Source organism: Streptomyces sp. NPDC002868, assembly GCF_055563295.1.
This window is the reverse complement of the sequence record NZ_JBVHDR010000005.1, coordinates 90998-115565: the sequence shown is the minus strand read 5'-3', so window position 1 is coordinate 115565 and position 24568 is coordinate 90998. Positions and strand designations below refer to the sequence as shown.

General features: G+C 68.6%; 17 protein-coding genes. 2 read left to right on the top strand and 15 right to left on the bottom strand.

Annotation, left to right across the window (positions count from 1 at the left end; translation table 11 throughout):
- Positions 1-65: 65 nt before the first annotated feature.
- The 6 genes from sbnB to ACZ3H8_RS17190 all read right to left on the bottom strand — a co-directional run bounded on the left by sbnB (position 66) and on the right by ACZ3H8_RS17190 (position 11755).
- Positions 66-1136, bottom strand: coding sequence for a 2,3-diaminopropionate biosynthesis protein SbnB (gene sbnB / locus ACZ3H8_RS17215; protein WP_467402498.1), 1071 nt, complete (start codon positions 1134-1136; stop codon positions 66-68).
- Positions 1133-2137, bottom strand: coding sequence for a TauD/TfdA family dioxygenase (locus tag ACZ3H8_RS17210; protein ID WP_467402497.1), 1005 nt, complete (start codon positions 2135-2137; stop codon positions 1133-1135). The genes sbnB and ACZ3H8_RS17210 overlap by 4 nt, the downstream gene beginning before the upstream one ends.
- Before the next feature lie 23 nt (positions 2138-2160).
- Positions 2161-5409: a non-ribosomal peptide synthetase gene (locus ACZ3H8_RS17205; protein WP_467403231.1), complete on the bottom strand. Its 3249-nt coding sequence runs from the start codon at positions 5407-5409 to the stop codon at positions 2161-2163.
- 2 nt (positions 5410-5411) lie between these two features.
- Positions 5412-8000, bottom strand: coding sequence for a Pls/PosA family non-ribosomal peptide synthetase (locus ACZ3H8_RS17200; protein WP_467402495.1), 2589 nt, complete (start codon positions 7998-8000; stop codon positions 5412-5414).
- Between the two features lie 366 nt (positions 8001-8366).
- On the bottom strand, positions 8367-9875 hold the full coding sequence (locus ACZ3H8_RS17195) for a glutamate synthase subunit beta (RefSeq protein ID WP_467402493.1): 1509 nt from the start codon (positions 9873-9875) through the stop codon (positions 8367-8369).
- A gap of 134 nt (positions 9876-10009) precedes the next feature.
- Complete coding sequence (locus ACZ3H8_RS17190) at positions 10010-11755, bottom strand: FAD-dependent monooxygenase (RefSeq protein ID WP_467402492.1); 1746 nt, start codon at positions 11753-11755, stop codon at positions 10010-10012.
- Between the two features lie 272 nt (positions 11756-12027).
- Between ACZ3H8_RS17190 and ACZ3H8_RS17185 the strand changes: the two genes are divergently transcribed.
- On the top strand, positions 12028-12318 hold the full coding sequence (locus ACZ3H8_RS17185; protein ID WP_467403229.1) for a DUF1232 domain-containing protein: 291 nt from the start codon (positions 12028-12030) through the stop codon (positions 12316-12318).
- Between the two features lie 178 nt (positions 12319-12496).
- Entirely contained in the window at positions 12497-13414 is a 918-nt protein-coding gene (gene bla / locus ACZ3H8_RS17180; protein ID WP_467402489.1) for a class A beta-lactamase, read from the top strand.
- Positions 13415-13465: 51 nt separating this feature from the next.
- On the opposite strand, the gene ACZ3H8_RS17175 is transcribed toward bla, so the two are convergent.
- The 9 genes from ACZ3H8_RS17175 to ACZ3H8_RS17135 all read right to left on the bottom strand — a co-directional run bounded on the left by ACZ3H8_RS17175 (position 13466) and on the right by ACZ3H8_RS17135 (position 23897).
- A complete protein-coding gene (locus ACZ3H8_RS17175; RefSeq protein ID WP_467402488.1) occupies positions 13466-15589 on the bottom strand; it encodes a SpoIIE family protein phosphatase in 2124 nt (707 codons plus the stop codon).
- 203 nt (positions 15590-15792) lie between these two features.
- Positions 15793-17217, bottom strand: coding sequence for an NADH-quinone oxidoreductase subunit N (locus ACZ3H8_RS17170; protein ID WP_467402486.1), 1425 nt, complete (start codon positions 17215-17217; stop codon positions 15793-15795).
- Positions 17214-18719 carry a complex I subunit 4 family protein gene (locus ACZ3H8_RS17165; RefSeq protein WP_467402484.1) on the bottom strand — a complete coding sequence of 502 codons (1506 nt, stop codon included), beginning with the start codon at positions 18717-18719 and terminating at the stop codon, positions 17214-17216. Before ACZ3H8_RS17165 ends, ACZ3H8_RS17170 begins: the two co-directional genes overlap by 4 nt.
- A 4-nt stretch (positions 18720-18723) precedes the next feature.
- Positions 18724-20571, bottom strand: a complete 1848-nt coding sequence (locus tag ACZ3H8_RS17160; RefSeq protein ID WP_467402483.1) for an NADH-quinone oxidoreductase subunit 5 family protein — start codon at positions 20569-20571, stop codon at positions 18724-18726.
- Positions 20568-20873: an NADH-quinone oxidoreductase subunit NuoK gene (locus ACZ3H8_RS17155; RefSeq protein ID WP_467402480.1), complete on the bottom strand. Its 306-nt coding sequence runs from the start codon at positions 20871-20873 to the stop codon at positions 20568-20570. Before ACZ3H8_RS17155 ends, ACZ3H8_RS17160 begins: the two co-directional genes overlap by 4 nt.
- On the bottom strand, positions 20870-21430 hold the full coding sequence (locus ACZ3H8_RS17150) for an NADH-quinone oxidoreductase subunit J (protein ID WP_467402479.1): 561 nt from the start codon (positions 21428-21430) through the stop codon (positions 20870-20872). Before ACZ3H8_RS17150 ends, ACZ3H8_RS17155 begins: the two co-directional genes overlap by 4 nt.
- A 22-nt stretch (positions 21431-21452) precedes the next feature.
- Positions 21453-22358: an NADH-quinone oxidoreductase subunit H gene (locus ACZ3H8_RS17145; RefSeq protein ID WP_467402476.1), complete on the bottom strand. Its 906-nt coding sequence runs from the start codon at positions 22356-22358 to the stop codon at positions 21453-21455.
- The gene (locus ACZ3H8_RS17140) at positions 22351-23550 is read right to left on the bottom strand and encodes a hypothetical protein (protein ID WP_467402474.1); all 1200 of its coding nucleotides are present in this window, start codon (positions 23548-23550) and stop codon (positions 22351-22353) included. The genes ACZ3H8_RS17145 and ACZ3H8_RS17140 overlap by 8 nt, the downstream gene beginning before the upstream one ends.
- Positions 23541-23897 carry an NADH-quinone oxidoreductase subunit A gene (locus tag ACZ3H8_RS17135; protein ID WP_467402471.1) on the bottom strand — a complete coding sequence of 119 codons (357 nt, stop codon included), beginning with the start codon at positions 23895-23897 and terminating at the stop codon, positions 23541-23543. The genes ACZ3H8_RS17140 and ACZ3H8_RS17135 overlap by 10 nt, the downstream gene beginning before the upstream one ends.
- Positions 23898-24568: the final 671 nt, after the last annotated feature.

Below are 24568 nucleotides of genomic sequence, written 5' to 3'. Positions count from 1 at the left end.
GCGACTTGACCGGCGATCTCTCCTGGGATTACTCCTGCATAAGGCCTCCTGGGCTCTCGGCCGGCTCATCCGTACCGGCTCAGTTCGTGGAAGAAGTCATTGACGACGTGCAACTCTCCGGAGCGGACCACCTCGTCGTAGACGTACTTGCCGACCGCGAGGTCGAGCACCCCGAGGCCGAAGGGCGAGAACACCAGCGGCCGGTCCGCCGGCAGCGTCACCCGCCCGGCCATCACGTCGTCCAACGTGCCGTGCAGGAACTCCCGGTTGCCCGTGAGCTGCTCCGCCAGATGCGGCGAGGTGTTTGCCTTCAAGCAGTGCTCGATGTCATCGACGATGTTTGTCGAGGCGAGCACGATCTCCGGCGCGAGGTCGCGCAGCGACACATGCAGCACCAGTGGATTGTGTGCGAACCACGACACGTCTCTGACGTGTGGTTCACCGGCGACGGTGGCGAACACCACCAGGTCGCTGAGGCGGATCAATTGCTCGGCGCTGTCGTGCACGGTGATCCGGCCGGCGGTGGCGGACTGCTCCAGGTAGCACCGGAAGCCGGACGCGCTGTCGGCGGACAGGTCGTGCACGCCGATCTCGTCGAACGACCAGCCGGTGCCGGCCAGGAAGGTGTGGATGTAGCGGGCGATCAGGCCCGTCCCGATGAACCCCACGCGCGTCGGCCGCGGCCGGCCGTGGCTGAGGCATTCGGCCGCCGACGCCGCCGACGCGGCCGTCCTGCTGGCGCTGATGATCGAGCTTTCCAGACAGGCGAACGGGTAGCCGGTGTCATGGTCGTTGAGGATCAGCACGGCCGAGGCCCGCGGGATGCCGGCCGTCACGTTCTCGGGGAAGCTGGAGATCCACTTCAGGCCGTCCACCCGCACCTCCCCGCCGATCGAGGCGGGCAACGCGATGATCCGGGAGGAGGGGCGGTCGGGGAAACGCAGAAAGTAGGACGGCGGGTTCACCGAATGACCGGCGCTGTGCAGCCGATAGGTGGCCTCGACCAACTCCACGATCTCCTTCTCGTGCCCCCGCAGCACGCGCTGAACCTGGGCACCGGAGATCACCGCGAACGGTGGCACAGTGGTCGGCTCGGACATTGCGGACTCCGTAGCGGTGGAACGGATGGGGGTCATCCTGCGGTCACCTCGACGGTCGGCGAGCAGTCGGCCAGGCGCACCGCGTCGGCCATCGCCACGAGCACTTCGCGCGGTCCCTCGAAGGGCTCCCTGCTGTGCGCGGTGCGGACGTTGTCCACGAGCATCAGGTCGCCGGCCTGCCACGGCTCGCGCGCGGTGTTGTCCTCGTAGACCTTGTTGAGCAGCTGCACGGCGTCCTCGCCGATCGGGTCGCCTTCGCCGAAGCGGGTATTGAACGGCAGTCCGTCGGCGCCGTAGACGTCCACCAGGTACTCGCGCACCTCGGGGGCTATCGTCCACTCGTTGAGGAACGCGATCTGGTTGAACCAGCAGCGTCGGCCGCTGACCGGGTGTCGGACCACGGCGCTGCGGCGCTGCCTGGTGCGCAGTCCACCGTCGGGCTGCCACTCGAACTCGATCGCGTTGGCACGGCAGTAGCTCTCGACGGCGCCCCGGTCCTCGGTGCCGAACGCCTCGGCCAAGGACGCGCCGATCTCGTCGTTGTAGCTGCGGGTGAGCAGCCAGCCCTCCCGCTCGAACCGCTGGATCAGCTCGGCGGGCAGCGCGTCGAGCACGGTCGGTGAGTCGGCCACCGCGGTAGCCCCGCCCTCGGTGGGCGCACTGAGGCACGCGAACAGCATCAGGCCGGGGAACTCGAGCCGGTAGCTCAGTTCGTGGTGCATGCACATCGGCTGGTTCGGCGGCCACTGCGATGAGGAGTACACGCCGTCGGCGTAGGCCCGCCGGGGCGCGAAGGCCTCCTTCTCGGTCATCAGCCCGGTAGCCAGCCTCGAGAAGACGGCACCGGTCTCGGCCGCGTCCCGCAGCTCGAGGCCGCGGGCCAGGACCGAACCGTGCTCGGCGACGACGGCGCGCAGCGCGTCCCGGTACTCGGCCGCCCAGCTCAGCGCGTCGCCGGTGGTCTCGACCTGCAGCATCGGCGGTTTGCCGGGTTGCAGCTCCAGGTCGAGCAGTGACGCCGGGGATGAGGACGACATCTCGTTTTCCTTTCGGTCGCGGCTCACGAAGAAGTCAGCAATTCGGCGGCGCGCAGCACGGCCTTGGCCGCCTCGGTCGGACGGCTGCGCAGGAAGTAGTGGCCGCCGTCGGCGAGTTCGTGCAGGTCGACGCGCTCAGCCAGGAGCTGCCAGTCGCGGTAGCGGCGTGAGAACTCCGCCGTGTGCGGGTCGTCGGCGGCAACGACCACGGTGACCGGCGCGGACAGCTTCACCGTCGGCGGGGCGTCCAGGGCGTCGGCGAAATAGCGGTGTGCGGCAACGCAGTCGTGCCGGTAGGCGGCACCGACATGCTCGGCGTGCTGCGCATCCAGCTCACCGAGCTCGCTGTAGCCGCTGTCTGCGCTCAGCCCCGCGGCGATCTCGGCGTTGCTCCGCCCGGTCAGCTCGGTGATGGCGGCGCGCCGCTCGGTGGCGTCACCGAGCAGCTGCGCGCCAAGGAACACCCGTTGGACGTCCACCCCGCGCTCCTGCAGCTGCCGGGCCGTCTCCACGGCCGGCGCGGTGCCCGAGGAGTGGCCCCACAGCAGGACCCTGGTCAGGCCCCGCCGGGTGATCTCGGCGACGACCTGTTCGGCCACCTGTGCGATCGGCGCGAACGGCTCGCTCTCGGCGGCCACGTCGTGACCGGGCAGCTCGACGGCGTAGACCGCCGGGCCGTCGGCCGGCAGTGCCCTGGCCATCGGCCGGAAGTTCACCGCGTTGCCGCCGGCGTGGGGGAAGCACACCAGGGCGCCGGCCTGCGCGCGGTCCGATTCCGACAGTGACTGCAGCAGCCCGGAGCGCTGCTCGGACCTGCCGTCGACCAGCTCGGCCAGATCAGCGAGGATCGGGTGACGGGTGACGTCCTTGAGGGTCACCGCACGGTCCAGGGTGATCGCCAGCTTCACTGCCGACAGAGACGTGCCGCCCCGGTCGAAGAAGTGGTCCCGCCGTCCGATCTGGTTCTGCGGTATGCCGAGTACGTTCGCCCATGCGGCCGCCAGCCGCTCTTCGGTGGGCGTATTCGGCGCGCGGTAGTCGTCCTCGACGACGTCGAGCTCTCCGGCGAGCGCCCTCAGCGTCTTCCTGTCGATCTTGCTGTTGGCCGTCAGCGGCAGACTTTCCCGCCAGTGGAAGGCGGACGGGACCATGTACTCGGGCAGTGACGCACCCAGCCGGTCCGGCAGGACGTCGGCGTCGAGTGGCTTCCGGCCGGAGTAGAAGGCCACCAGATGCTTGCTCTGGTCGGCCCGCTCGGCGACCACCACGGCACCGTCGCGGACACCGGGTACCCGCAGCAGGGTGTTCTCGATCTCGCCGATCTCGATCCGGAAGCCGCGAATCTTGACCTGGGTATCCCGGCGGCCGAGGAACTCCAGCTTGCCCTCGGGCTGCCAGCGACCGTAGTCGCCGCCGAGGTAGAGCCGCATGCCTTCGCGGTGCGGATCGGCCAGGTAGGCCGCCTGGGTGCGTTCGGGGTCGTTGATGTAGCCGCGGCCGACACAGACCCCGGAGAACGCGATCACACCCGGGGCGCCCAGCGGCACCGGTACGAGGTGTTCGTCGACGACGTAGACCTGCACGTTGTTGACCGCGCGGCCGAGCAGGATTCGGTCCGGCACCCGGTCCATGACCTCGTGGTTTGTGTCGTCCGAGGTCTCGGTCAGCCCGTAGGCGTTGACCAGCTTGATCTCCGGCTCGGCCGCGAACCAGCGCTCGGCGAGCTCCTTCTTCAGCGCCTCACCGGTCACCGACACGTACCGCAGGTCCGGCAGCTCGCGGGGGTGCTGCTCCAGACAGGACACGACGACTTCCAGGTAGGAGGGTACGACCTGGAGCACCGCGACCCGGCCGTCAATGATCTTGTCGACGAACTGTTGGACGTCCAGGATCACTTCCTGCTCGACCAGCAGGGTCCGCCCACCGACCAGGAGCGCGGAAACCAGTTGCCACAGCGAGATGTCGAAGCACTGAGGTGCGGTCTGGGCGACCACCTGCCCCTCGCCGATCTCCAGGTCGTCGATCTTGGCGTAGAGGTGGTTGAGCATGCCCGCGTGCTCGCACATCGCACCCTTGGGCTCACCTGTGGAGCCGGAGGTGAAGTAGATGTATGCGAGCTGGTCCGGCGCGACGCCGAAGCCGAGATCACCGTCGGCATGGTCCTCTTCGTAGGCCGCGTCGACGAAGAGCCTCTGGACTCCGGGCAGCGAGTCGAGGGCCTGGTCGAGCGTGGTGGTGCTGCCGGGTTCGGTCAGTACGAGCCCGCACTCGGCACGGGAGAGCGTGGCCCTGATGCGCTCGGCCGGGAAATGCGGCTCGATGGGCAGATATACGCCACCGGCCTTGAAGACAGCGAGGACGGCGGCCATCCAGTCCAGGTTGCGCTCGGTCACCACCGCGACGACACCTTCACGGCGCAGCCCCCGCGCCAACAGGGCCCGTCCCAGCCGGTTGGCACGGCCGTTGAGCTCCCCGTAGGTCCACTGCCGCTCGCCGTGCACGGCTGCGACGGCGTCCGGGTGTGACCTCACCCGCTGCTCGAACAGTTCGTGGAACCGGCGGTCCGGCAGGTCCCGGCGCGGTCCGGCGAACCCTTCGAGCTGGAACTGGAGTTCCTCGGCGGAGAGCAGGCTCTGCCGCCCGTGCTCGGCATCCGGATCGGCGGCGATCAGTGCGAGTGCGGTGAGGTGATAGCCGGCGATCCTGGCGGCACAGTCCGCGTCGAGCGCGTCGGTCCGATACCGCAACCGCAGCAGGAGTTGGCCCGCGTGTTGCGAGAATCCCACCCACAGCGCCGTGCCGTCGGCGAGCTCGCCGCCGACGCCGGTCGGATCGAACACGGTCTCGAGCGACGGTTCGGTCAGGCCCAGCTCTGTCTTAAGATCACCGACCGCAAAGTCCTTGTGCGACAGCAGTTCCGACTCGACTTGATGGGTGTTCAGCAGCAGCGTCCGCCACGAGTCGGGTTCGGTCGTCAGTCGGCAGGGCAACGGTTGGCCGCCCTCCACGGCGACGTAGCCGGTCGCGACCTCGTGCTCGCCGGACAGCGCGGCGAGCACCTTGGCATGCGCCGCCAGCAGCACCGAGTTCAGCGGCACCGCCAGGTCCTCCGCCAGCCGGCACAACGCTCCCACGACGTCGTCCGGGATCGTCGCCCCGTGCTCGTCAACGCCCGTCAGCGGATTGAGCGTCCACCGCGGTATCGCGGTGAATCCACCGGCGACGAGCACACCGCGCCAGAACTCCCGGTCGGCTTCCACTTGCGCTCCCATCGTCATGCCCCTCCCCTCACGGTCGCCACGGTGCTGTGGGCCGTCGAACGCGGCGGCGCCGCAGTCGTCGTCGGCTGATAGTGATCTCGCATCTCCGTGGCTGGGTTTCCTCCCCACCGTGCGTGCTGGGGGATCTCCTCGCCTTTCATGAGGAAGGAGTCGGCGGCGAGCACTGCGCCGTCGCCCATCGTCACGCCGTAGTGGACGTGGGCGCCGACCCCGAGCGTGCAGCCGGTGCTGAGCGTGCTGTGGTCGGACTTGAAGGTGCCGTCCTCCTGCGAGTGGCACTGGATCTTGCTCCCCGCGTTGAGGGTGCAGTCGTCCCCGATGGTGGTGAGCGTCCGCTCCGTCAGATAGCAGCCGTCGTCGAAGACCCGCTTGCCGATCCGAACACCCAGCAGCCGCCATATCACGTTCTTGAAAGGGGTGCCGTTGAAGACGTTGAGGTACTCGTCGGGCACCTTCCAGAGGCGCTCGTGCCACCAGAAGTACGGGTCGTAGATGGAGCACAACTGAGGGCGCAGCGCGCGGAATGCCGCGATCCCACGCTCCACCAGTACGAGGTAGAGAGCGGTGAACCCGAGCGTCAGCGCCAGGGACCCGGCGATCACCAGTTGCCCGAGAACGCCGTACAGATCGACGGCCGCGAGGCCGACCACCGTGAGCGCGAAGACGTACATCCACCGCATGAACAGGAAGAAGATCATCGAGCGGATGTTGTAGCGGTTCTTCGCGGCGAGGTGGCGGCGCAGCTCGTCCCCGGCCCGGAGATTGTCGAACCGGGAGTCGCGCTCCACCGACCTGGGAATCTCGAAGCACGGCGAGCCGAGCAGCCCCACCCCCTCGCGGACCTCGCCGTCGAGCGGAACCATCACCTTCGTCGCCAGGAGGCAGTTCTCACCTGTCTTGGCCCCCGAGGGGTACGCGATGTTGTTCCCAAGGAAGTTGTGTGCCCCGATCGACGCCCGGGACACACGGAAGGACGTGCTCGAGAAATCGGCATTCACGATCGAGAGCCCGTCGGCGACCATCGTTCCGCTGCCGACAGAGCTCAGATACGGGGTCTCGTGCTGCACTTCCGTACCGAAGTTCGACCCGGTCTGTTCGACCCGGGACAGGTCGTATCCAAGGCCGCGCAGATAGTGAACGATGTAGGAGCTGTCACCGAACAGCCATTTGAAGAACTTGATGTTGGTCATGCGCGCGATCGCGCGGTGCACCGAGTAGTGGAAGCCGTACAGCGGATAGACCTTGTCCGGCTTGACCACCAGGTTCAGCAGGCGCGGGACGGTGAACAATGCGGCGAGGCCCACGACGAGAAAGCCGAAGAACACCACGGTGGAGACGGCCAGCGCGTCGACGTAGAGCTGCGACGACGTGAACTCCTCCGTGCCCGGGGCCAGCAGTCTGCCCACCGACGGGATCCCGGTCAGCAGCATGTACGTACCGCCGACGGTCAGCGGTATGTACAGGAGGAACAGCTGGAGCAGGGTCACGAGGCCGTAGCCCGCCCGGCGCAGCGCACCGCAGCCGGCCGGAGCGACCCTCACATAGTCGAGTTCGGTGCGCTGTGCGGGGGACCCGTGCCACCGCTCACCGTCCGGCACCACCTGGCCGCTGTACAGCGCGGACGTGTGGCCGAGTTGCGCACCGTCGCCCATCGACGTGTCGATGTCGAGCACGGTCTTCTCGCCGATGAACACGTCCCGGCCGAGGGTGACCGGGCCGGTCTGGATACGCCCGCTGTGCGCCCGGTAGCAGAGGAAGTACGCCTCTTTGCGGATCACCGTGTCGGCGCCGATCGTCAGCAGGTCGGTGCAGACCGGGACGGTGCGCGAGAGGATCGTGACACCCTTTCCGATCCGCGCGCCGAGGGCCCTGAGGTACAGCACGTACAGCGGATTGCCGACGAGGAAGATCATGGGGTTGGCGTGGACCAGCGTTTTGACGGTCCAGAAGCGCAGATACGTCAGACCCCAGACTGGGAACTCGCGGGGTTCCCAGCGACCGATGAGGATCCATTTGGCCACGATCGGGAACGTGCACAGGCCAACGAAGCCGGCGCCGCCGAAGAGGACCGACCGCAGGTAGATGTCGCTCAAACCTGAGCCGGCGGAGACCCACTCGTAGCCTTTGGCGGTGACAATTCCGGCGAGGAAGCAATATCCGAGGAAAATCAGGAACTGAAGCGTTCCGCATAGGACGTACTGCAGCGTGCTGGCCGGTGTCACTACCTCGGTCGACCCTGGGACCGACGAATCGACAGGGGTGGGTGCCGTGTCCGCGAGCGCCGCCGACAGGCTTCGGATCGTTGGGTTTTGGTAGACGTCCTTCATCGACACCGATGGCAGGTCCGCCTGCTTTCTCACCCGTGCACAGAAATGGGCCATCACCAACGAATTGGCGCCGAGGTCATCGAAGTAATGGCTGTCGACCGACACCCGCTCGACGCCCACGACGTCGGCCAGCACCTCGGCCAGAATCTCCTCGAGGTTTTTCCCGATGCCGGTCTTCGGGCCGGTGTACCTGCGCTTGTCGACTGCAGATTCATCCGGCCCGGGCGTCAAAACCTCGACAGATTTGTCTTCCATGTCAGCCCCTTGAAGAAATTTCTCCTTGAGGAAATTTCGAACATGATGGGCCAATGCGGCCGGCGTCCGGTGCCCTCGCGCTCCTCGATGGCGGGAGCGAGCAATCCGGAAGCCACGAGCTCGTGAGCTCTCATCCGGTCACAAAACCGTCACCTGTAGTCTTCACCGTCCATCGTCGGGTTGCCACTCGAACTCGATTGGCAACCCGCTACCAAGGCCTGCGGAGCGAAATTAGATTTTCGGTCACTGGGCGCCAAACTGGGCCGATTACCGGTCAAGCACCTCTGAGTACAGAGAGTTGAGGGACGGTCAGGCCTTCGATGTACCCCTGTCGGCATCCCGCACAGGAAGGAATCGGCCGGCGGGTCACACCGCCAGGGGCCGGTCCGTCGGGGCGATCGGGGCCGGGAGCACGGTGGAACCGGTGAGATAGAGGTCGGTGGCCGCCGCTGCGGCCCGTCCCTCCGCGATGGCCCACACCACCAGCGATTGGCCGCGTCCCGAGTCGCCCGCGACGAACACGCCCTCCGCCTTGACGCGGTCTGTCTGCTTCGCCTGCGCTGCTACGGCCGCGAAGCCGGCGTCCCGCGCGAAGTTTCCCCGCCCATCCAGCGTAAGCCCGAGCTGCTCCATCACGCCGCTGCCCCGCTCGGGACCGGAGAAGCCGAGGGCGAGCAGCACCAGCTCGGCCGGGATCATCCGCTCGGTGCCCTGCCGCGGCTTTCTGGCCTCAGGCTCCACTTCCGTCAGGTGCACCGCACACACGTGGCCGGCCCGGTTCCCCTCGAAGCGGAAGGTGGCGCAGGCGAAGAGCCTCGGATCCGTACCCTCCCGCCCTCGGGCCTCTTCATGGGCATGGGAGATCCGGTAGACCTTCGGATGGACGGTGGGCCAGGGCTCGCTGTCCGGCCGGGCGCCACCTGGCTCGGGGTTGATGTCCAGCTGCACCACGGAGGCCGCGCCCTGGCGCAGCACGGTGCCCAGGCAGTCCGATCCGGTGTCCCCGCCGCCGATGATCACCACGTGCTTGCCCTCGGCGGTGATGGGGGGTGAGGCATAGTCACCCTCCGTGACCCGATTGGCGAGGGTCAGGTAGTCCATTGCCTGATGGATGCCGCACAGCTCGCGTCCGGGTACAGAGATTTCCCGCCGCTCCGTGGCCCCGACAGCGACGACCACCGCGTCGTGGCGCCTCCTGAGGTCGGTGGCGTCCAGATCGCTGCCGACCTTCACACCGGTGCGGAACTTCGTGCCCTCTGCACGCATCTGCTCGATACGGCGGTCCAGGTGCCGCTTCTCCATCTTGAACTCGGGGATGCCGTAGCGCAGCAGCCCGCCGATGCGGTCGGCGCGCTCGTAGACGGCAACGGTGTGGCCGATTCGGGTGAGCTGTTGCGCCGCCGCCAGCCCCGCGGGCCCGGAGCCGATGACAGCGACCGTCTTCCCGCTCAGCCGCTGCGGCGGCTGCGGTGGCGCGTATCCGCGCTCCCAGATCTGGTCGGCGATGGCCTGCTCGACGTTCTTGATCGTGACTGGATCGGCATTGATGGCCAGTACACAGGCATCCTCACACGGCGCCGGGCAGAGTCGCCCGGTGAACTCGGGGAAGTTGTTGGTCGCGTGCAGCCGCTCGGCCGCGGCCCGCCAGTCGCCCCGCGCCGCGTACGCGTTCCACTCGGGGATGAGATTCCCCAGCGGGCAGCCGCTGTGACAGAACGGTATGCCGCAGTCCATGCAGCGCCCTGCCTGCTCGGAGACGAGCGGCAGCAGCGTCTGTCCTGTGTGGACCTCGTTCCAGTCGCTCAGCCGTTCCTCGACGGGGCGCGCCACACTGGGCCGACGGGGTGTCTTGAGGAAGCCGTGGGGGTCGGTCATGCGCCGCCTCCGTCGAAATCCGCGGTGCATTATCGGCGTTCTGGACAGGATACGCCCGCTTTGTTGTGTTTTAACCTGATCGGGTTTGAGTCGGCTGTCCGCGGCGCCGGTGCGCGGCCTGGAGTAGCAGGCGGTCATTCCTTGTCGGATCTGCCAGGGTGATCAGACAGGGCTGCGAGCAGCGTTTCGGCCTGCCCGACGGCGCCCGGGGCGCCGGTGCTCGCCGGCCCCTGTTCTGCGCCCTCCTCCGTGCCGAACCCGAAGACGCCCGCGAGGTGGGCGGACAGCTCGGGCGCGGTCGCAGGGGTGAGGCGTGCGCCCAGGTAGCCGTCGGGGCGTACGAGGAGCGCCGTGGGGCCCTCGGCGTGGTAGATCCGCCGGAAGTCTCCTCGGCTGTCGCGGAAGACCGGCAGTTGCGCCTCGTCAGCACCCGCATCGGCGGCGAGGACGACACAGGCATCGACCTGTCCATGGGTCAGGTTCCTTGCTGCGGCGGCCAGTTCGTGGAATTCGGGCATCGGTGCGTTCGCGTCCGCGTAGAGCAGCAGCAGGTGGCCGCGGTCGCGGAGCAGGTCGTACAGGCGCATGGGGAAGGAGGCGATGGTGCCGGTGAGGCCGCCGCAGTCGGGCGCCCGGTCGCCTGCGTCGGGGCCGTCCTGCCCCGGAGTGCCCGGTCCCACGACAGGGCTGTCGCGGTAGGCGACGAGCAACTGGGCTTCTCGCAGCATCATTGTCTCGGGGTCGGCCGGGTCGGCCGGGTCGGCCTGGATGCCCGCGGTGGCATGCCGGACGGTGCGTCCCACGACTTCCTCGCCGACGGGCCGGCGTTCGGCGTCGTAGCTGCCGAGTAGTCGGGGGTGCGCGTTGCCCGCTACGGCGAGGGCCAGCTTCCAGGCCAGGTTGTAAGCGTCCTGGATGCCGGTGTTCATGCCCTGGGCGCCCGTCGGCGGGTGGATGTGCGCGGCGTCGCCGGCGACGAAGGCCCGGCCGTTCGCGTAGTGGTTCACCATACGGTGGCTGATGCGGAAGACGGAGGACCAGCGCATGGCTGAGGCGGTGGTCGGCTGCGGCGAGAGCCGGTCGAGGACCTCCTGGATGTGTTCGAGCCCGGGTGCGCGGCCGCCTTCCAGTCCGTGGGCGACCTCGTCCCGGTCGTCCGGCTGTCCCTTGGTGGAGAGCTCGGGCGGGACCAGCATGGACATGCGGTAGCGGGAGCGTCCGGGCAGCGGGATGCAGACCAGCAGGTCGTCGGTGCCTCCGTCGACCTGGTGCATGGCCCGTACGCCGTAGCCCCGCGGCATGCTCCAGTCGACCTCCACGTCCGCGAGCATGTACTCGTCCGGGAATGCGCCGCCTTCGAAGGTGAGTCCGAGCGTCTTGCGGACGATGCTGTGCGCTCCGTCGCATCCGATGAGGAAGCGGGACCGGAGTTCCTGCTCCTCGCCGGAGGATGTGGCGAGCCGGCTCCGGACCCCGTCGTCGTCCTGTGTGAACGACACCAGCTCGGTGCCGCGCTCGATCCGGGTGCCGAAGCGGGCCAGGTGTTCCTCGATGATGCGCTCGGTCTCGTACTGCGGCAGGGCAGCGAAGCCATAGGGGACGTCGGGCGGGAGCTTGAGTTCGATGCGTGCCTGTTCGGCACCGTTGACGTAGATCAGCTGCCCGCGCATCGGCACAGCGGCCTCCAGGGCGGCGCGCACCAGGCCCATCCGGTCCCAGATCTCCAGTGTTCTGGGCTGGATTCCTACGGCCTTCGCGTACGGCAGCCGGGCCGGGAGCTTGTCGATGATGCGGCAGTCGACGCCGCGACAGCGGAGTTCCGCGGCCGCGGTCAGCCCGACGGGGCCGGCGCCCACGATCAGTACATCGGTGTGCACCACTGGTATCTCCCACCGAGAGGCCCTCTGCGCGGACCGCCCCGAGCCCCCTGCTCCCGGCGTTCAGCGCCAGGTTGTATCGCGTGCTGTGCCTTGTTCTCCATGGTCACCCGGCGGGGCATATCCGGCGACTTCGGTGTCCCTCCACGCCCGAAGTCGGGCGCGACCGCCACATCGCTCATGTCGCGCGGCATCCGCGCCACCCATCTGACGACACCTGGGTGAGCGACTTCGCCGCAGTGGGGTACTCCTTCTCCTGGGAGACGGGAGAAGTCATGCGTACCGAACTGTGGGTGGTGGTGGCGGTCGCCGCTGCCCTGATCGTCACCACCGTGGTGCTGGCCGGCATGCTCCTGGTCAGACTCGTGAGGGCACGGCGCCGGCTGCGGGACGCCGGAATTCCCGTCGAGAACAAGATGATCTTCTGGGGCGCCCTGATCTACCTGGCGAGTCCGGTTGACCTGCTGCCCGACCCGGTCCTCCTGGACGACATCGGCTTCCTGCTGCTCGCGGTGCGTTCGCTCCAGTCCGCGGCGGACAGCGCGGGCGTCGCCCGCAGACGCTGACGACCCTTGGCCGATCGTTCAGCCTCTGCCGGCCGTTCGCCGCGGTGGTGGTCCCCCGCAACAGCGGGATGATCACGCATGGTTGAGTGGTCCGCGAACTGCCGCGCCAACGGCTGTTCCACTGTTCCCTGGGGCCGGGTGAACCTCCTGGCCGCAACAGAAGAGGAGAATTCGAATCTTGGAGTCCTTAGGGGGACGCCCCACCCGCCGCGCGATCCTGGCCATCGGCGCCGGGACAACACTGGCCGCCGCCATGTCCACGGGCGGGAGGGCATACGCTTCAGCGCCCGGCGGAGACGAGATCTCCAGGCAGCTGAGGGAGCTTGAGCAGGAACATTCCGTTCGCCTCGGTGTGTTCGCCCGCAACACAGCCACGGGCAGAAGAGTGCTGTACCGCGCGGACGAACGCTTCCCCATCTGCTCGGTGTTCAAGACGCTCGCCACCGCGGCCGTCCTGCGGGACCTCGACCACAACGGCGAGTTCCTGGCCAAGCGCATCCGGTACACCGAAAAGGACGTCACGGACTCGGGATACGCCCCGATCACGGGTACTCCCGAGCATCTCGCGGGCGGCATGACCGTCGCGGAACTGTGCGCCGCCACCATCTGCTACAGCGACAACGCCGCAGGAAATCTCCTGCTCCGCGAGCTGGGAGGCCCGACCGCCATCACCCGCTTCTGCCGCTCGATCGGGGACGGTACAACCCGGCTCGACCGGTGGGAGCCCGAATTGAACTCGGCGGAACCGTGGCGCGTGACTGACACCACCAGCCCCCGTGCCATCGGACAGACCTACGCGCGCCTCACTCTCGGCAACGCGCTCACACACCAGGACCGGGAACGGCTGACCGGGTGGCTGCTGGCCAACACGACCAGCGGCGAGCGCTTCCGGGCCGGACTTCCTGCGGACTGGACCCTGGCGGACAAGACCGGTGGCGGGAAGTACGGAACCAACAACGACGTGGGCATCACCTGGCCTCCGGACCGGCAACCGATCGTAATGGCCGTCCTCACGACCAAACACGAACCCGACGCGTCGGCGGACAACGCGCTCGTCGCCGAGGCGGCCGCACTTCTGGCGGCGGCACTCACCTGACCGGGCCACGCAACGAACAGGCAGTGGCCGTGCTCAAGAGACGGCACAGGCTCATTGGAGTGTGGCCCGGTCGCCTTGACGGACGCGGTGGACGCGGGCGAGGACGAGAACCGTGTCGTCGGCCGGTGGGTCGGGCAGCAGGCTCGTGAGGATGCGGTCCGCCATCGCCTCCAACGGCCCCGACGCTCGGCCCAGTTCGGCGCGCAACGCGTCCAGGCCGGCCTCGATGTCCCGGCTGCGTGCCTCGATGAGGCCGTCGGTGTACAGGGCGAGGGTTGCGTTCTCGGGGAGTTCAATCTCGGTCGTGCCGAAGGGGTAGCCGCCGACGCCGAGAGGGACTCCCAGAACGTCGTCGATGGTCTCGACACTGCCGTCCTGGTGGAGTACCAGGGGCGGGGGGTGGCCGGCGCTCGCGATCCGGGCCCGGCCGGTCTTCGGGTCGTACACGATGTAGAGGCACGTCGCCAGCTCGATGCCTGCCTCCTGGGCGCACGCGTCGAGCTCGGCGAGCAGGTGGCCCGGTTCGTGGTCGTGCCTGGCCAGAGCCTTGGCGGTGATCCGGAGCCTGCCCATGGAGGCGGCGGCCGGCACTCCATGTCCCATCACGTCGCCCACCACCAGGACGACCCGGTCGCCGGGCAGGCCGATCACGTCGTACCAGTCGCCGCCGACTTCGGTGATGTGGCTGCCGGGTACGTACCGATGGGCAATCTCTACGTACGGGCTGGTCGCCAGTGCGCTGGGCAGCAGAGCGCGTTGGAGCGTGAGCGCGATGTCCTGTACTCGGCTGTACAGACGCGCGTTGTCCAGGCAGAGCGCGGCGCGCGAGGCGAGCTCACTGGCGAGGCTGAGATCCTCCTCGGTGAACGCCGGCCGGGCCGCGGACCGGCCGAACATCGCGAGTCCCTGAACGGTGCCCCTGGCAATGAGCGGGGCGACGAGGATGAAGGCCAGGCCGCTGTCGGCCAGCAGGCGTGCGCGCGCCTCGATGATGACGGTGCGGGCCACAAAGTCCTCGTCCACCACGGCGGAGATCGGACGGCCCGTTCGCAGCATGTCGTGGATCACGGAGCCGGGTGGATAACTCACGGTCTCCACGCCGCTCACCAGCTCGGTGGCGGGAGGCGGCAGGATGGTCCCGGAGGCGATCCGGCGGGTGAACAGCGGCAGAGTCGGGTCGAATACCTCGGCCTCGTCCATCCACTCCACGACTTCTACGACAGCGCCGTCGGAGAAGTCCGGAACCGCTGTTTCGACCAGCTCCTGGGCCGTGAGGTTCATGTCCAGGGTGGTGCCGATCCGCGCGGCGGCCCGGTCCAGCAGAGCCAGCCGCTGACGGCCGGCGGTGGCTTCCAGCATGGCCTGCTCCCGGTCGGTCACGTCCACCAGCAGCCCGCCCACGCCGGGCGGCGTGCCGACCGCCTGGCTCAGGGGGAAGAAGCTCACCGATCGCACCTGGTCACGGTCCCGACGACCCTGTGTGCGCATACCCACCAGCGTTCCCACGACGGGCAGGCCTCCCGCGGCAACGGAGCGGAGCATGCGCTGGTACTCGCCGCCGTCGGACGTGATCATGATCTCGTCCATGGGCCGCCCGAGGTGCTCCTCGATGGGGAGCCCGTCCATGTCGGCGAGCGCCTGGTTGAGGTGGACGTACCGCAGGTCCTGGTCGAGCATGACCAGACCGATGGGGCAGGTTTCGAAGAGGGCGTCGAGGAAGGCCAGGTTGGTCTTGACCCGATCGAGCTCGTCGCTGCGGCTCGCCAAGCCCATGACCACCGAACTTTCCCCGGCACCGGTCATGGGAAAGACCCGGAAGCCGCAGTCGAAGACCGTGCCGTCACGATGCCGCGCCGCCAGCCGGCCACGCCAGTACCCCAGAGTCCGGCCCCGCTCCACCAAAAGGGTGCACGAATCGGAGGCGCCTTGGGACGCGTCGGGGAAGAGAACGGCGCCAGGCTTCGACAGGACCGCGGCGGAGTCGTACCCGAAAAGGTCGCGCGCGCCAGGCCCCCAGTAACAGACCAGGTTGGCGTCGTCGATACCGAAGACAGCCACAGGCACGTGCTCCAGCAGTGCCCCTGGCTCGGACCAGAACGGGCCATGAGCCTTCTCGCCCCCTGGTCGATCAGATGGCACGAGACGTCCCCTTCCACCCGCCGCTCTCCTGTTCATTATGCGGAATTAAGGCAGTTCCGGTCGGTGGAGAGCTTGACGGGCGTCCCCGTGGTCACGAGCAGTTTCCAGTCGCAAGCAGCAGGTCATCGACCATTGTCGAATATGAGCTCGATTGTGGGGCGTCCGCCAGGCCCACCGGTCACCGACCCCGTCGAGGCGCCGCGAGGAAACGGTCGCGGTGCGCCACGGACACAGCACTGCTACCCGGAGGCGGCGAGCGGACCGTCGAGGACCGCCAGGACCGGCCCTCCGGCCACGCCGAGCCCGATGGAGATGGTGGCGGCCGTGTATGCGACTCCGCGCGCCCGGCGGTCGCCGTCGTGGAGCTTGTCCCCGGTGCCGCGTGACAGGGCGGGCACGATCCAGCGCAGGTAGTAGAAGAGCGAAGCGACCGTGTTCACGGCGGCCAGCACGGCGAGCCAGGCGTAACCGCCGTCGAACGCGGCGGTGAACGCTTCGAGTTTGCCGACGAAGACCGCGGTGGGCGGCGTGCCGACGAGGCCCAGCAGGCAGATGACGAGACTGACGGCGAGCAGAGGGCGCTGCCGCGCCAGGCCCCGGTAGTCGTCGATGCTCCCGGCTCGGGGGAGGGCGCAGACCACCGCGAAGGCGCCGAGATTGGTGACCGCGTACGCGGCTGCGTAGAACAGCAGCGCTTCCTGGGCGAGGTCCGAGCGCCCCGCCACGGCCACCGGCATCAGCAGATAGCCGACCTGACTGATCGTCGAGTAGGCCAGCAGACGTTTGACGTCCTGCTGGAAGAAGGCGGCGAGGTTTCCCAGGCTCATGGAGGCCGCGGCCACGACGGCGATCAGCGCGGGCCACGGCAGCGTACTGCCGGAGAGGACGACATCGCCGAGGCGGAACAGCGCCGCCAGGGCGCCGATCTTCGGCAGCGTGGTGAGCAGCGCGGCGACCGGAGGGCTGCTTCCCTGGACGGCGTCCGGAACCCAGAAGTGGGCGGGCACGGCACCGGCCTTGAACAGGACCCCTGCGAGGAGTCCGATGGTTCCGGCGGCGACGAGCGCCTCGGGCGCGTCGCGCAGTGCCATGCCGAGTGCCGGGTAGCCGGTGGAGCGCCCGGTCGCGTACAGGACGGTGATGCCGGTCAGCATGAGTACGCCGAGCAGGGCGCCGATGACGTAATACTTGAGCGCCGCCTCGGTGCCTGGGCCGTCCTTGCGGAAGCCGGCGAGCGTGTAGGCGGGGATGCTTGCGAGCAGGTACCCGGCGGCGAGCAGCAGCAGATTCTGTGCCCCGGCCATGACCAGAGCCCCGAGGGCGGCGAGTTGGAGCAGAACGTAGAACTCGCTCTCCCGGGGATGGGCGTGAAGCGGTCCCGCGCTGAGGGCGAGTACCAGCAGGGTGCCGCCGAGGATCACGATCCGGGACGTGCTGGTGATGGGATCGACGGCGAACGCCTCGCCGAAGGCGGTCACGGCCGGTCGGCCGGCTGCCACAGCCGCGGACACGATCCCGGCCAAGCCGGCCACGGCCGCCGACAGGCCCACGATCCACTGTCGTCTGCGGGGCAGCCAGGCCCCGAGCAGCAGTCCGAGGACGGCTGAGGCCGCAAGCAGGACCTCGGGGAGGATGTCGAGAGGGTTCTCGTTCATGTCGGTCATCGGGCGAGCAGCTCGAGTACGGCCCGGGAAGCGGGCTCGATGACGTCCAGCAGGAAACGCGGTGCCACTCCGAGGACCACGGCCAGCACCAGCAGCGGAACGACGGCGGCGCTCTCATGGGGGCGGATTTCGGGGAACGTGCGCGGAGTGCCCGGGGCGTCGGGCAGCCGGAGCGGCCCCATGAAAATCTGCCGCAGCGCCCGGAGGAACAGCCCGGCCGTGAGCAGGATCCCGAGTACGGCGAGTGCGGTGGCCAGCGGCCGTGGGCCGAGGCTTCCGGTGAAGATCTGGAATTCCGCGATGAAGCCGGAGAAGCCCGGCAGTCCCAGCGAGGCGAACGCGGCCACGCCGGTCATGGCCGCGAATGCGGGCGCGACGGCGGCGACTCCGGAGTAGGCGCCCATGTCGTAGGTACGCCCCCGCTCGTAGAGCACACCGGCGAGCAGGAACAGCGCACCTGTGATCAGTCCGTGGCTGACCATCTGGGTGACCGATCCGGTGACTGCGAGGGAGCGTGCCTGTGCGGAGCTGTCGGCGGTCGCGGCGGCGGCGCCGACCGCGAGCACGATGTAACCCATGTGGTTCACGGAGGTGTACGCGATCATCCGCTTGAAGTCGGTCTGTGCGAGGGCGACCAGTGCGCCGTGGAGGACCGAGATGACGCCGACGACGACGAGCACCAGGGCGTAGCGGCGCCAGGCGTCCGGGAGCATGGGCATGGCGATGCGGAGGAAGCCGTACGTGCCCATCTTCAGGAGCACTCCGGCGAGGACCGCGGAACCGGCGGCCGGCGCCTCGGTGTGCGCCGGCGGCAGCCAGGTGTGGAACGGAACGGTGGGCGTTTTGACAGCCAGCCCAACCACGACGGCGAGCAGCACGAGGCCGCCGTAGACCGAGCGCCCGGCGAGCGGGTTCTGCCTCGTCAGCTCGACCATGTCGAAGGAGTGCGGGGAAGCGGCCAGATACACGCCGATGAAGCCGAGTAGCAGCGCGAGCGAGCCGATGAAGGTGTAGAGAAAGAACTTCAGCGCAGCCCGGGCCGCGTCCCGGTGACCCCAGCCCGCGATGATGAAGTACATCGCCACGATGGACAGATCGAAGAAGACGAAGAACAGGATCAGGTCGAGGGAGACGAACAGCCCGAGACAGGTGGTCTGCAGAAACAGAAAGAGCGCGGCGAACTCGCGGATCCGTCTGTTCTCCCGCAGCGAGTAAAGGGCGCAGGCGAGGAACAGTACGCAGGTCATGGCGAGAAGCGGCAGCGACAGGCCGTCGACTCCGACGTGGTAGCTCACACCGGCGTTGGGGATCCAGCGGGCCCGTACCTCGTACTGCAAGCCACCGCCGGACCGGTAGGCGGCCCACAGGGCGATGACAAGCGCGAGTTCGGCTGCGGTCACCGTCACCCAGGCGGCACGGAACACCGACTGTGGGATGCGGAGCGGCAGGCCGAGGAGCAGCAACGCCACAGCAGTCGGGGCGAAGACGAGGGCGGTGAGCAAGGGGTCACCTCACGAGGACGAGCACGACAGCGAGGACGGTGAAGGCCGCGACGGCCTGGGCGAGGTACTGGTGGAGTTGGCCGGTCTGCGGCCGGCGGGCCCAGCGGCCGAGAGCTCGAGCCGCCGCCGCGACCGCGCCGACTCCCCCGTCGACTGCCCGCTCCACGACGCTGTTCGTCCAACGGGCCAGGCCCAGTGCCCCTTTGGCCGTGCCGTCGACACCGCGGTCGAGAATCCGGTCGTCGAAAGCAGCCGCGGTACGGGCGGTCCACAAGACCGGCGAGATGACGAGAGCGTGGGCGGCACGCTCCAGGCCCAGCCAGCCCCGGCACGCCGCCTTCGCCCGGCCCGGCAGCGGGAGCGGGCGGGATCCCCAGGCCCACGTGGCGGCTGCGGCAACCAGGGCGAGAGCACCGGACAAAGCCGGCTCCCAGGCGTGCGGCGCTGGTTGAGCGGAGGCGCCGAGGACGCGCCCCAGCGCATCACGGATCGGCGGGAGAGCCAGGGGAGTCAGGGCAACGCACGCCACGGCGAGCACAGCCAGCGGCGGTACGACACCGCCGGGGATCCTTCGGCCGTCATCAGGCCGTGCAGCAGGACGCCATACGAACCACAGGACCTTCGCGCTGTAGACCGCGGACAGCACGGCAGCGGCAAGCCCGGCGGCGTACAGCCAGGGATCACGGGCAAGGGCCCCGGCGAGCAGAACGTCCTTTGCGGCCCACAACGACAGCGGAGGCAGCCCCGCCAGCGAGATGGCGCCCACGGTGCAGATCATGCCCACCGTCCGGTGATACCGGGCGGCTCCGCACAGCGCGGTCAGCTGCTGGGTTCCCAGCGCCGTCAGCCAGATGCCTGCCACGAGGAACAGCAGGCTCTTCGCCGCCGCGTGCGCCATGAGTTGCAGCGTTCCTCCGGTGGTGGCGCCGACTCCGGCGGCGAGAACCATGAACCCGATCTGGGCGCAGGTGGACGCGGCGAGCAGTTGCTTGAAATCGGTCTGCGCCACCGCGACCAGCCCGAGTCCGATGGCCGTCGCGGCCCCTGCCCAGGCCACCACGTCGCTGCCCCACCCCGAGGCGTCCAGCAGAGTCCCGGTTCGCAGCAGCAGATACGCGCCGGCCACGACCATGGTCGCGGAGTGCAGCAGAGCGGAGACCGGGCTGGGGCCCTGCATCGCCCGCGACAGCCAGAAACTGAAGGGGAGTTGAGCGGACTTGCCGAGCGCCGCCGCGACGATGCCTGCCGTGATGACCGACAGCCATGGCTCCCCGGCGTGTGCCAGGCCGTCGAGCGTGAGCGCCTCGTCACGGCCGCTTGCGAGGGCCGCGCCCGCGGCCAGGTAGAGGCCCAGGTCGGCTGTACGCGTGGTCAGGAACGCGGTGTTGGCGGCAGCGGTACGCTCCGGCTCCCGCCACCGGTAGCCGATCAGTGCCCAGGAGGTCGCGCCCATCATTTCCCAGCTCATGAGCAGAACGGGAAGGGTGACGGCGGTGACCGTGACCAGCATGCTGCCGGCGAAGAGCAGCATCAGTCCGAAGAACCGGGCGCGTGCCTCTTCGTCGCCGAACTCCGCGGCGCTGATGAGCAGAACGGCCAACGTGACCGCGGTGACGGTGACGACCAGGATCCCGGACAGTCCGTCCACCGCGAGCCGTATCGGAAGCTGCTCCAGCAAAGGCGCCTCGACGACCGGATGCCGCAGTGCGGCCGCAACCGCAAGGCCGAGGGCAGAGACGGCGACACCGACAGCCACGCCCGGTGCCACCCCGTCTGCGGCCCGTCCGGTCAGAGCGAGCAGCGCACCCGCGGCCAACGGCAGGGCGAGGAGCGCCCACAGCAGGACGCTCACTCCTTCAACTCCGCCGCCATGTCGGTCATGTCGATTTCACGGGACCTGAAGAGGGCGGTGACCACGGCGAACCCCATCGCCATCTCCAGAGCCATCGCCGTGATCGCGACCACCACCAGCACCTGCCCGTCGGCCGCCGCGGGGGCGATGTAGCGCCAGGCTGAAGCGGCCGCGAGGATCACCCCGCCCAGCATCAACTCCAGGCCCATCATCAGCATCACGATCGACTGCTGGGTCAGAGCGCCGAACAGGCCGACGCAGAACAGCGCGGCGGCAAGGAGCAGGAACAGTTCCAGACTCACCGGCCGACACCGCCCCGTACCGGATCGTCCGCTCGTCGAGCCCGCAGATCGTCGCCGAAACGGTCGTAGCGGCCGCGCCGGGTCGCCAGTACCACCGTGGCGACGATCGTCGCGAACAGAGCCATGCCCAGCGTCATCATCGTGAGCATCTGCGGCCCCATCAGGGACAACCCGAGGTCCTTTGTGGGGTCCGGGGGCGGTCTGCCTTGGCGGGCGGGCCAGGGTGCGAGCAGGACACCGGCGGCGAGCAGCACAAAGGCAACTACGCAGATGACCGCCGCGCCCTTCTTGTTGTGCACCATCGTCATGGGCATGAGTCCGGCCGGATTCATCATGAACATGATCATGAATACGGCCATGATGGCCATCTCGATGGTCATCATCAGCACGGTGACGATGCCCAGATAGCCGAGACCGAGCAGCAGGATCTCTCCGCCCACGCACAGCAGCGAGGTGAGCAGCGAGAACGTCGCGCGGGCCATGGAGTCGAACCGGAAGACCATGACTCCGCTGCCCACGGCGAGGACGGCCAGCAGCCAGAAGGCCACGTCACTCATCGCGCAGGGCACCTCCCTCCTGTCATCGGTTCAGCACCACCACAGCCACTACCAGGGCCTGCGCCACGGCCAGTGGCGTCAACACGACCCACGCCAGCTCCACATAGCGGTCCATCCGTACGGTCGGAACTCTCCGCCGAACCCAGACCAGAAAGGCCAGCACGACGGCTGTCTTCAGCAGCGTCCAGGCCCAGCCGGGCAGCAGCGGGCCGTGACCGCCGCCCAGGAAGAGCGGCACGCAGAACGCGGCCGCCACCACGAACAACAGCCGGCGCCCGCCCAAGAACACGATCCGGTCCACGCTCGACAGTTCGGCCGCCGCACCTCCTGCCACATCGCGTCCGGCCGGCTGATCGAACGGACCCCAGAAGGACATCGCCAGTGCGCTGAGCAGATAGATCCCGAACGCGGCCGGCATCCACACCACGAACCACAATCCGGCCTGGGCGTCGACGACTTCGCCCACCCGCAGAGACCCGGCCCCGAGCGCGGCGGTGGTGATCGCCAGCATGTGGGGCAGTTCGTACGCCAGTCCTTGAGCCAGAAACCGATAGCCGCCGATGAGCGAGAGCGTCGAATTCGGGCCCCAGCCGGTCAGCCACACCGCCGCCCAGGCAAGCGCCTCCATCGCGTTGAACCAGACGATCCCGTCGGGGAGATCGCTCACCGACCGGAAACCGAGCGGCAGGACGACCGCGGCCAGGACGGCAGCCACCGGAAGCAGCGTGGTCCCCAGCCGAGTCAGCGGCACATCGGCCGCGCGTGTGCGTCGGGGTTGTTGCACGAGCAGTCGCAGCACCTCACGGCCCGGCCCCGCCGCCCGGGCTCCCGCCGTGAGCTTGGCGTCGAAGGAGGCCACCGCCCAGGCCGCAGCGGTCAGGACCGCCGGCAGTACGAGTACGGCCCACAGCGGAGTCGAATCAGTCATCGGGCCCCCGCGCAGGTCGGGGAGTCCAGGTGAACTCGTCGAGGTCGGGGTCGAGGCTCGCGACGATGAGCCGCGCACAGGCGAACTCAGCGCCCTCCAACAGACCTGGCAGTACTTCCATCAGGGCCTCAGACGGGGGCGTCGGGCCGTCGATTCTTCCCCGCGGGGCGGCCAGGGCGGTTGCACCGAGTGTGCCGGGGTCGTCGCAGTCGCCCGCGCTGCGCTCGATCCCGTCCAGCCAGACGAGCATCCTGCTGTGCACGTCCCCGTCGGCCAGCAGCGCAGGACCCGTCACACCAAAGTGGTGCGCATGCTCGCTGGACAGTACGCCGAGTCCTGCCGTCAGCCACCGCAACGTCCGCGACCGGCGGACGCGCCGGATCAAGGGGCGTAAGAACGACTGGAGTTCGGCGGTTGCGACACCGGTCAGCGCACGGTCACGTCCGTACCGCGCGCCGGCTGCCGCGTCGTCCCACCCGGCCACGGCGAGGAAGCGGCCGAGGCTGTCCAGGTGAGCCGCACACAACCGCCGCGCCGCGTCACCTCGGGTCACGCCCTCGCCTGCTGACGTATGCAGCCATGGCTCGTTCCAGAACGGCGGACGAAGGCAGGCGGGGGCGGCGATCTGTTCGACGGCGGCTCGCTGCACGACATCACCTTGAAGTTCCAGCCGGAACACGAGCCCCGCGGGCCAGTCGGGCAGGACCGGCCCCAGAGGTACGTGCAGTCGGTCGAGCCGAAGCCCGTCCCGGTCGTCCGCCCGGTCGGCCATGGGCAGCCCGGCCACGACGGCCATCTCGTGGCCGCCGTGCGAGTCGTGGTCGCCATGTGCAGACGGACCGGATTCCGGGGCAGGCCCCGGGTTTTGGTGATGCTCGTGCGGCCCGGTGACCAGGGCTGCATGTCCCCGGTCAAGGGCGTCGGCGGCCTGTTCCACATCCCTGACGGTCACGCGGGCCTTGGGCGCCGGAATGCCGAGCCACAGCCGCTCGGCCCAGTCATCCTCCGTGGTGGTGGGCTCGCCCACGCGCACGAGCAAATCCGCGGTGGCAGGCCCTGCGACGCACGGCCAGCCGCGGCGCTGCAGCTCCGCCTCGACGAACAACCGCTCCCGAGTAGCCCCGGGGGACACCGCCAGCAGCACACCCGGCCGCACCGTGGCCGCCCGGAGAAGCCTGTTCCTCAACTCCACCTGAACGCCCCCTCACGCCAGGCGTAACCCACCCCCGCGAGAAGCACGCCGAGGAAGAGGAACATCTCGACGACCGCACTGGTGCCGACCTCGGAGACGACCCTCGTCCATGGGTACATGAAGAGCATTTCCATGTCGAAGGCGAGAAAGATCATCGTTACGGGATACCAGCGCACATGGAACCGCGAGAGCGGATGCTCTCGCGGTTCGAGTCCTCCGCTGAACGGGCCGGTGTACAGAGGCTCACGGACGGCACGAACGGCAGCTGCCACGGAATGGAGCAGAGCGACCGCCGCCACGACCAGCACAAGCAGGATGAAGACCGGTTGCCAGTCGGAAGTTCCCATGCGAGCCCCTTCACGGCGCTTGGGTCGCAGTACGACCACCGGGACGCAGCATCTCAGCCGCTTCCGTCGGGCGGAGGTCGCGACACCATGGTGACCGTGACATTTGCCCTGGCAGATCTGTCAGAGACCGGGAGGGCAGGCGGCCGGTAACGGCAGCAGGGGTGGGCGGTGCCGTCATCCGGCCAGGCGTTCCACGAGGAGGAAGCCGCCGATGACGATCATCATGCCACCGGTGCCGAGGCGGCAGGAGCACCAGCGTCGCCCGTCCCGGCCCGCCCCAGCAGAGGCCTGCGATGAACGCAGGTGAACGGGCCTGGACGACCTCAGCAGACCACCAACAGACTTGGAAAGTGTGTTGGTGGGGAGGCGCGGGGGCCGGCAAGAGCGCTACTCAAAGCAGCTCCAGGCCGAAGTCGCTCCGCCTCGCCGGAATCGCGTTCAGCAAGACGCCCGGGGCAGAAAGGGGGACTGTCCCGGGCGAGCTGGAGTGACGGCTTCGCACCAACGCTGAGCGACGGGGGATGCACCAGCGTCGATGGTCCGGGGGACGACCGGCGTCACCCCTCGAAGTGGTGGCTGAACAGCTTCTCGGTTAACGCTCAGAGAGCACGAGCCCCCAGCGCGATCATGAGCCGACCAGCAACCTCGCGAATCTTCCCCTTGACCTCCGG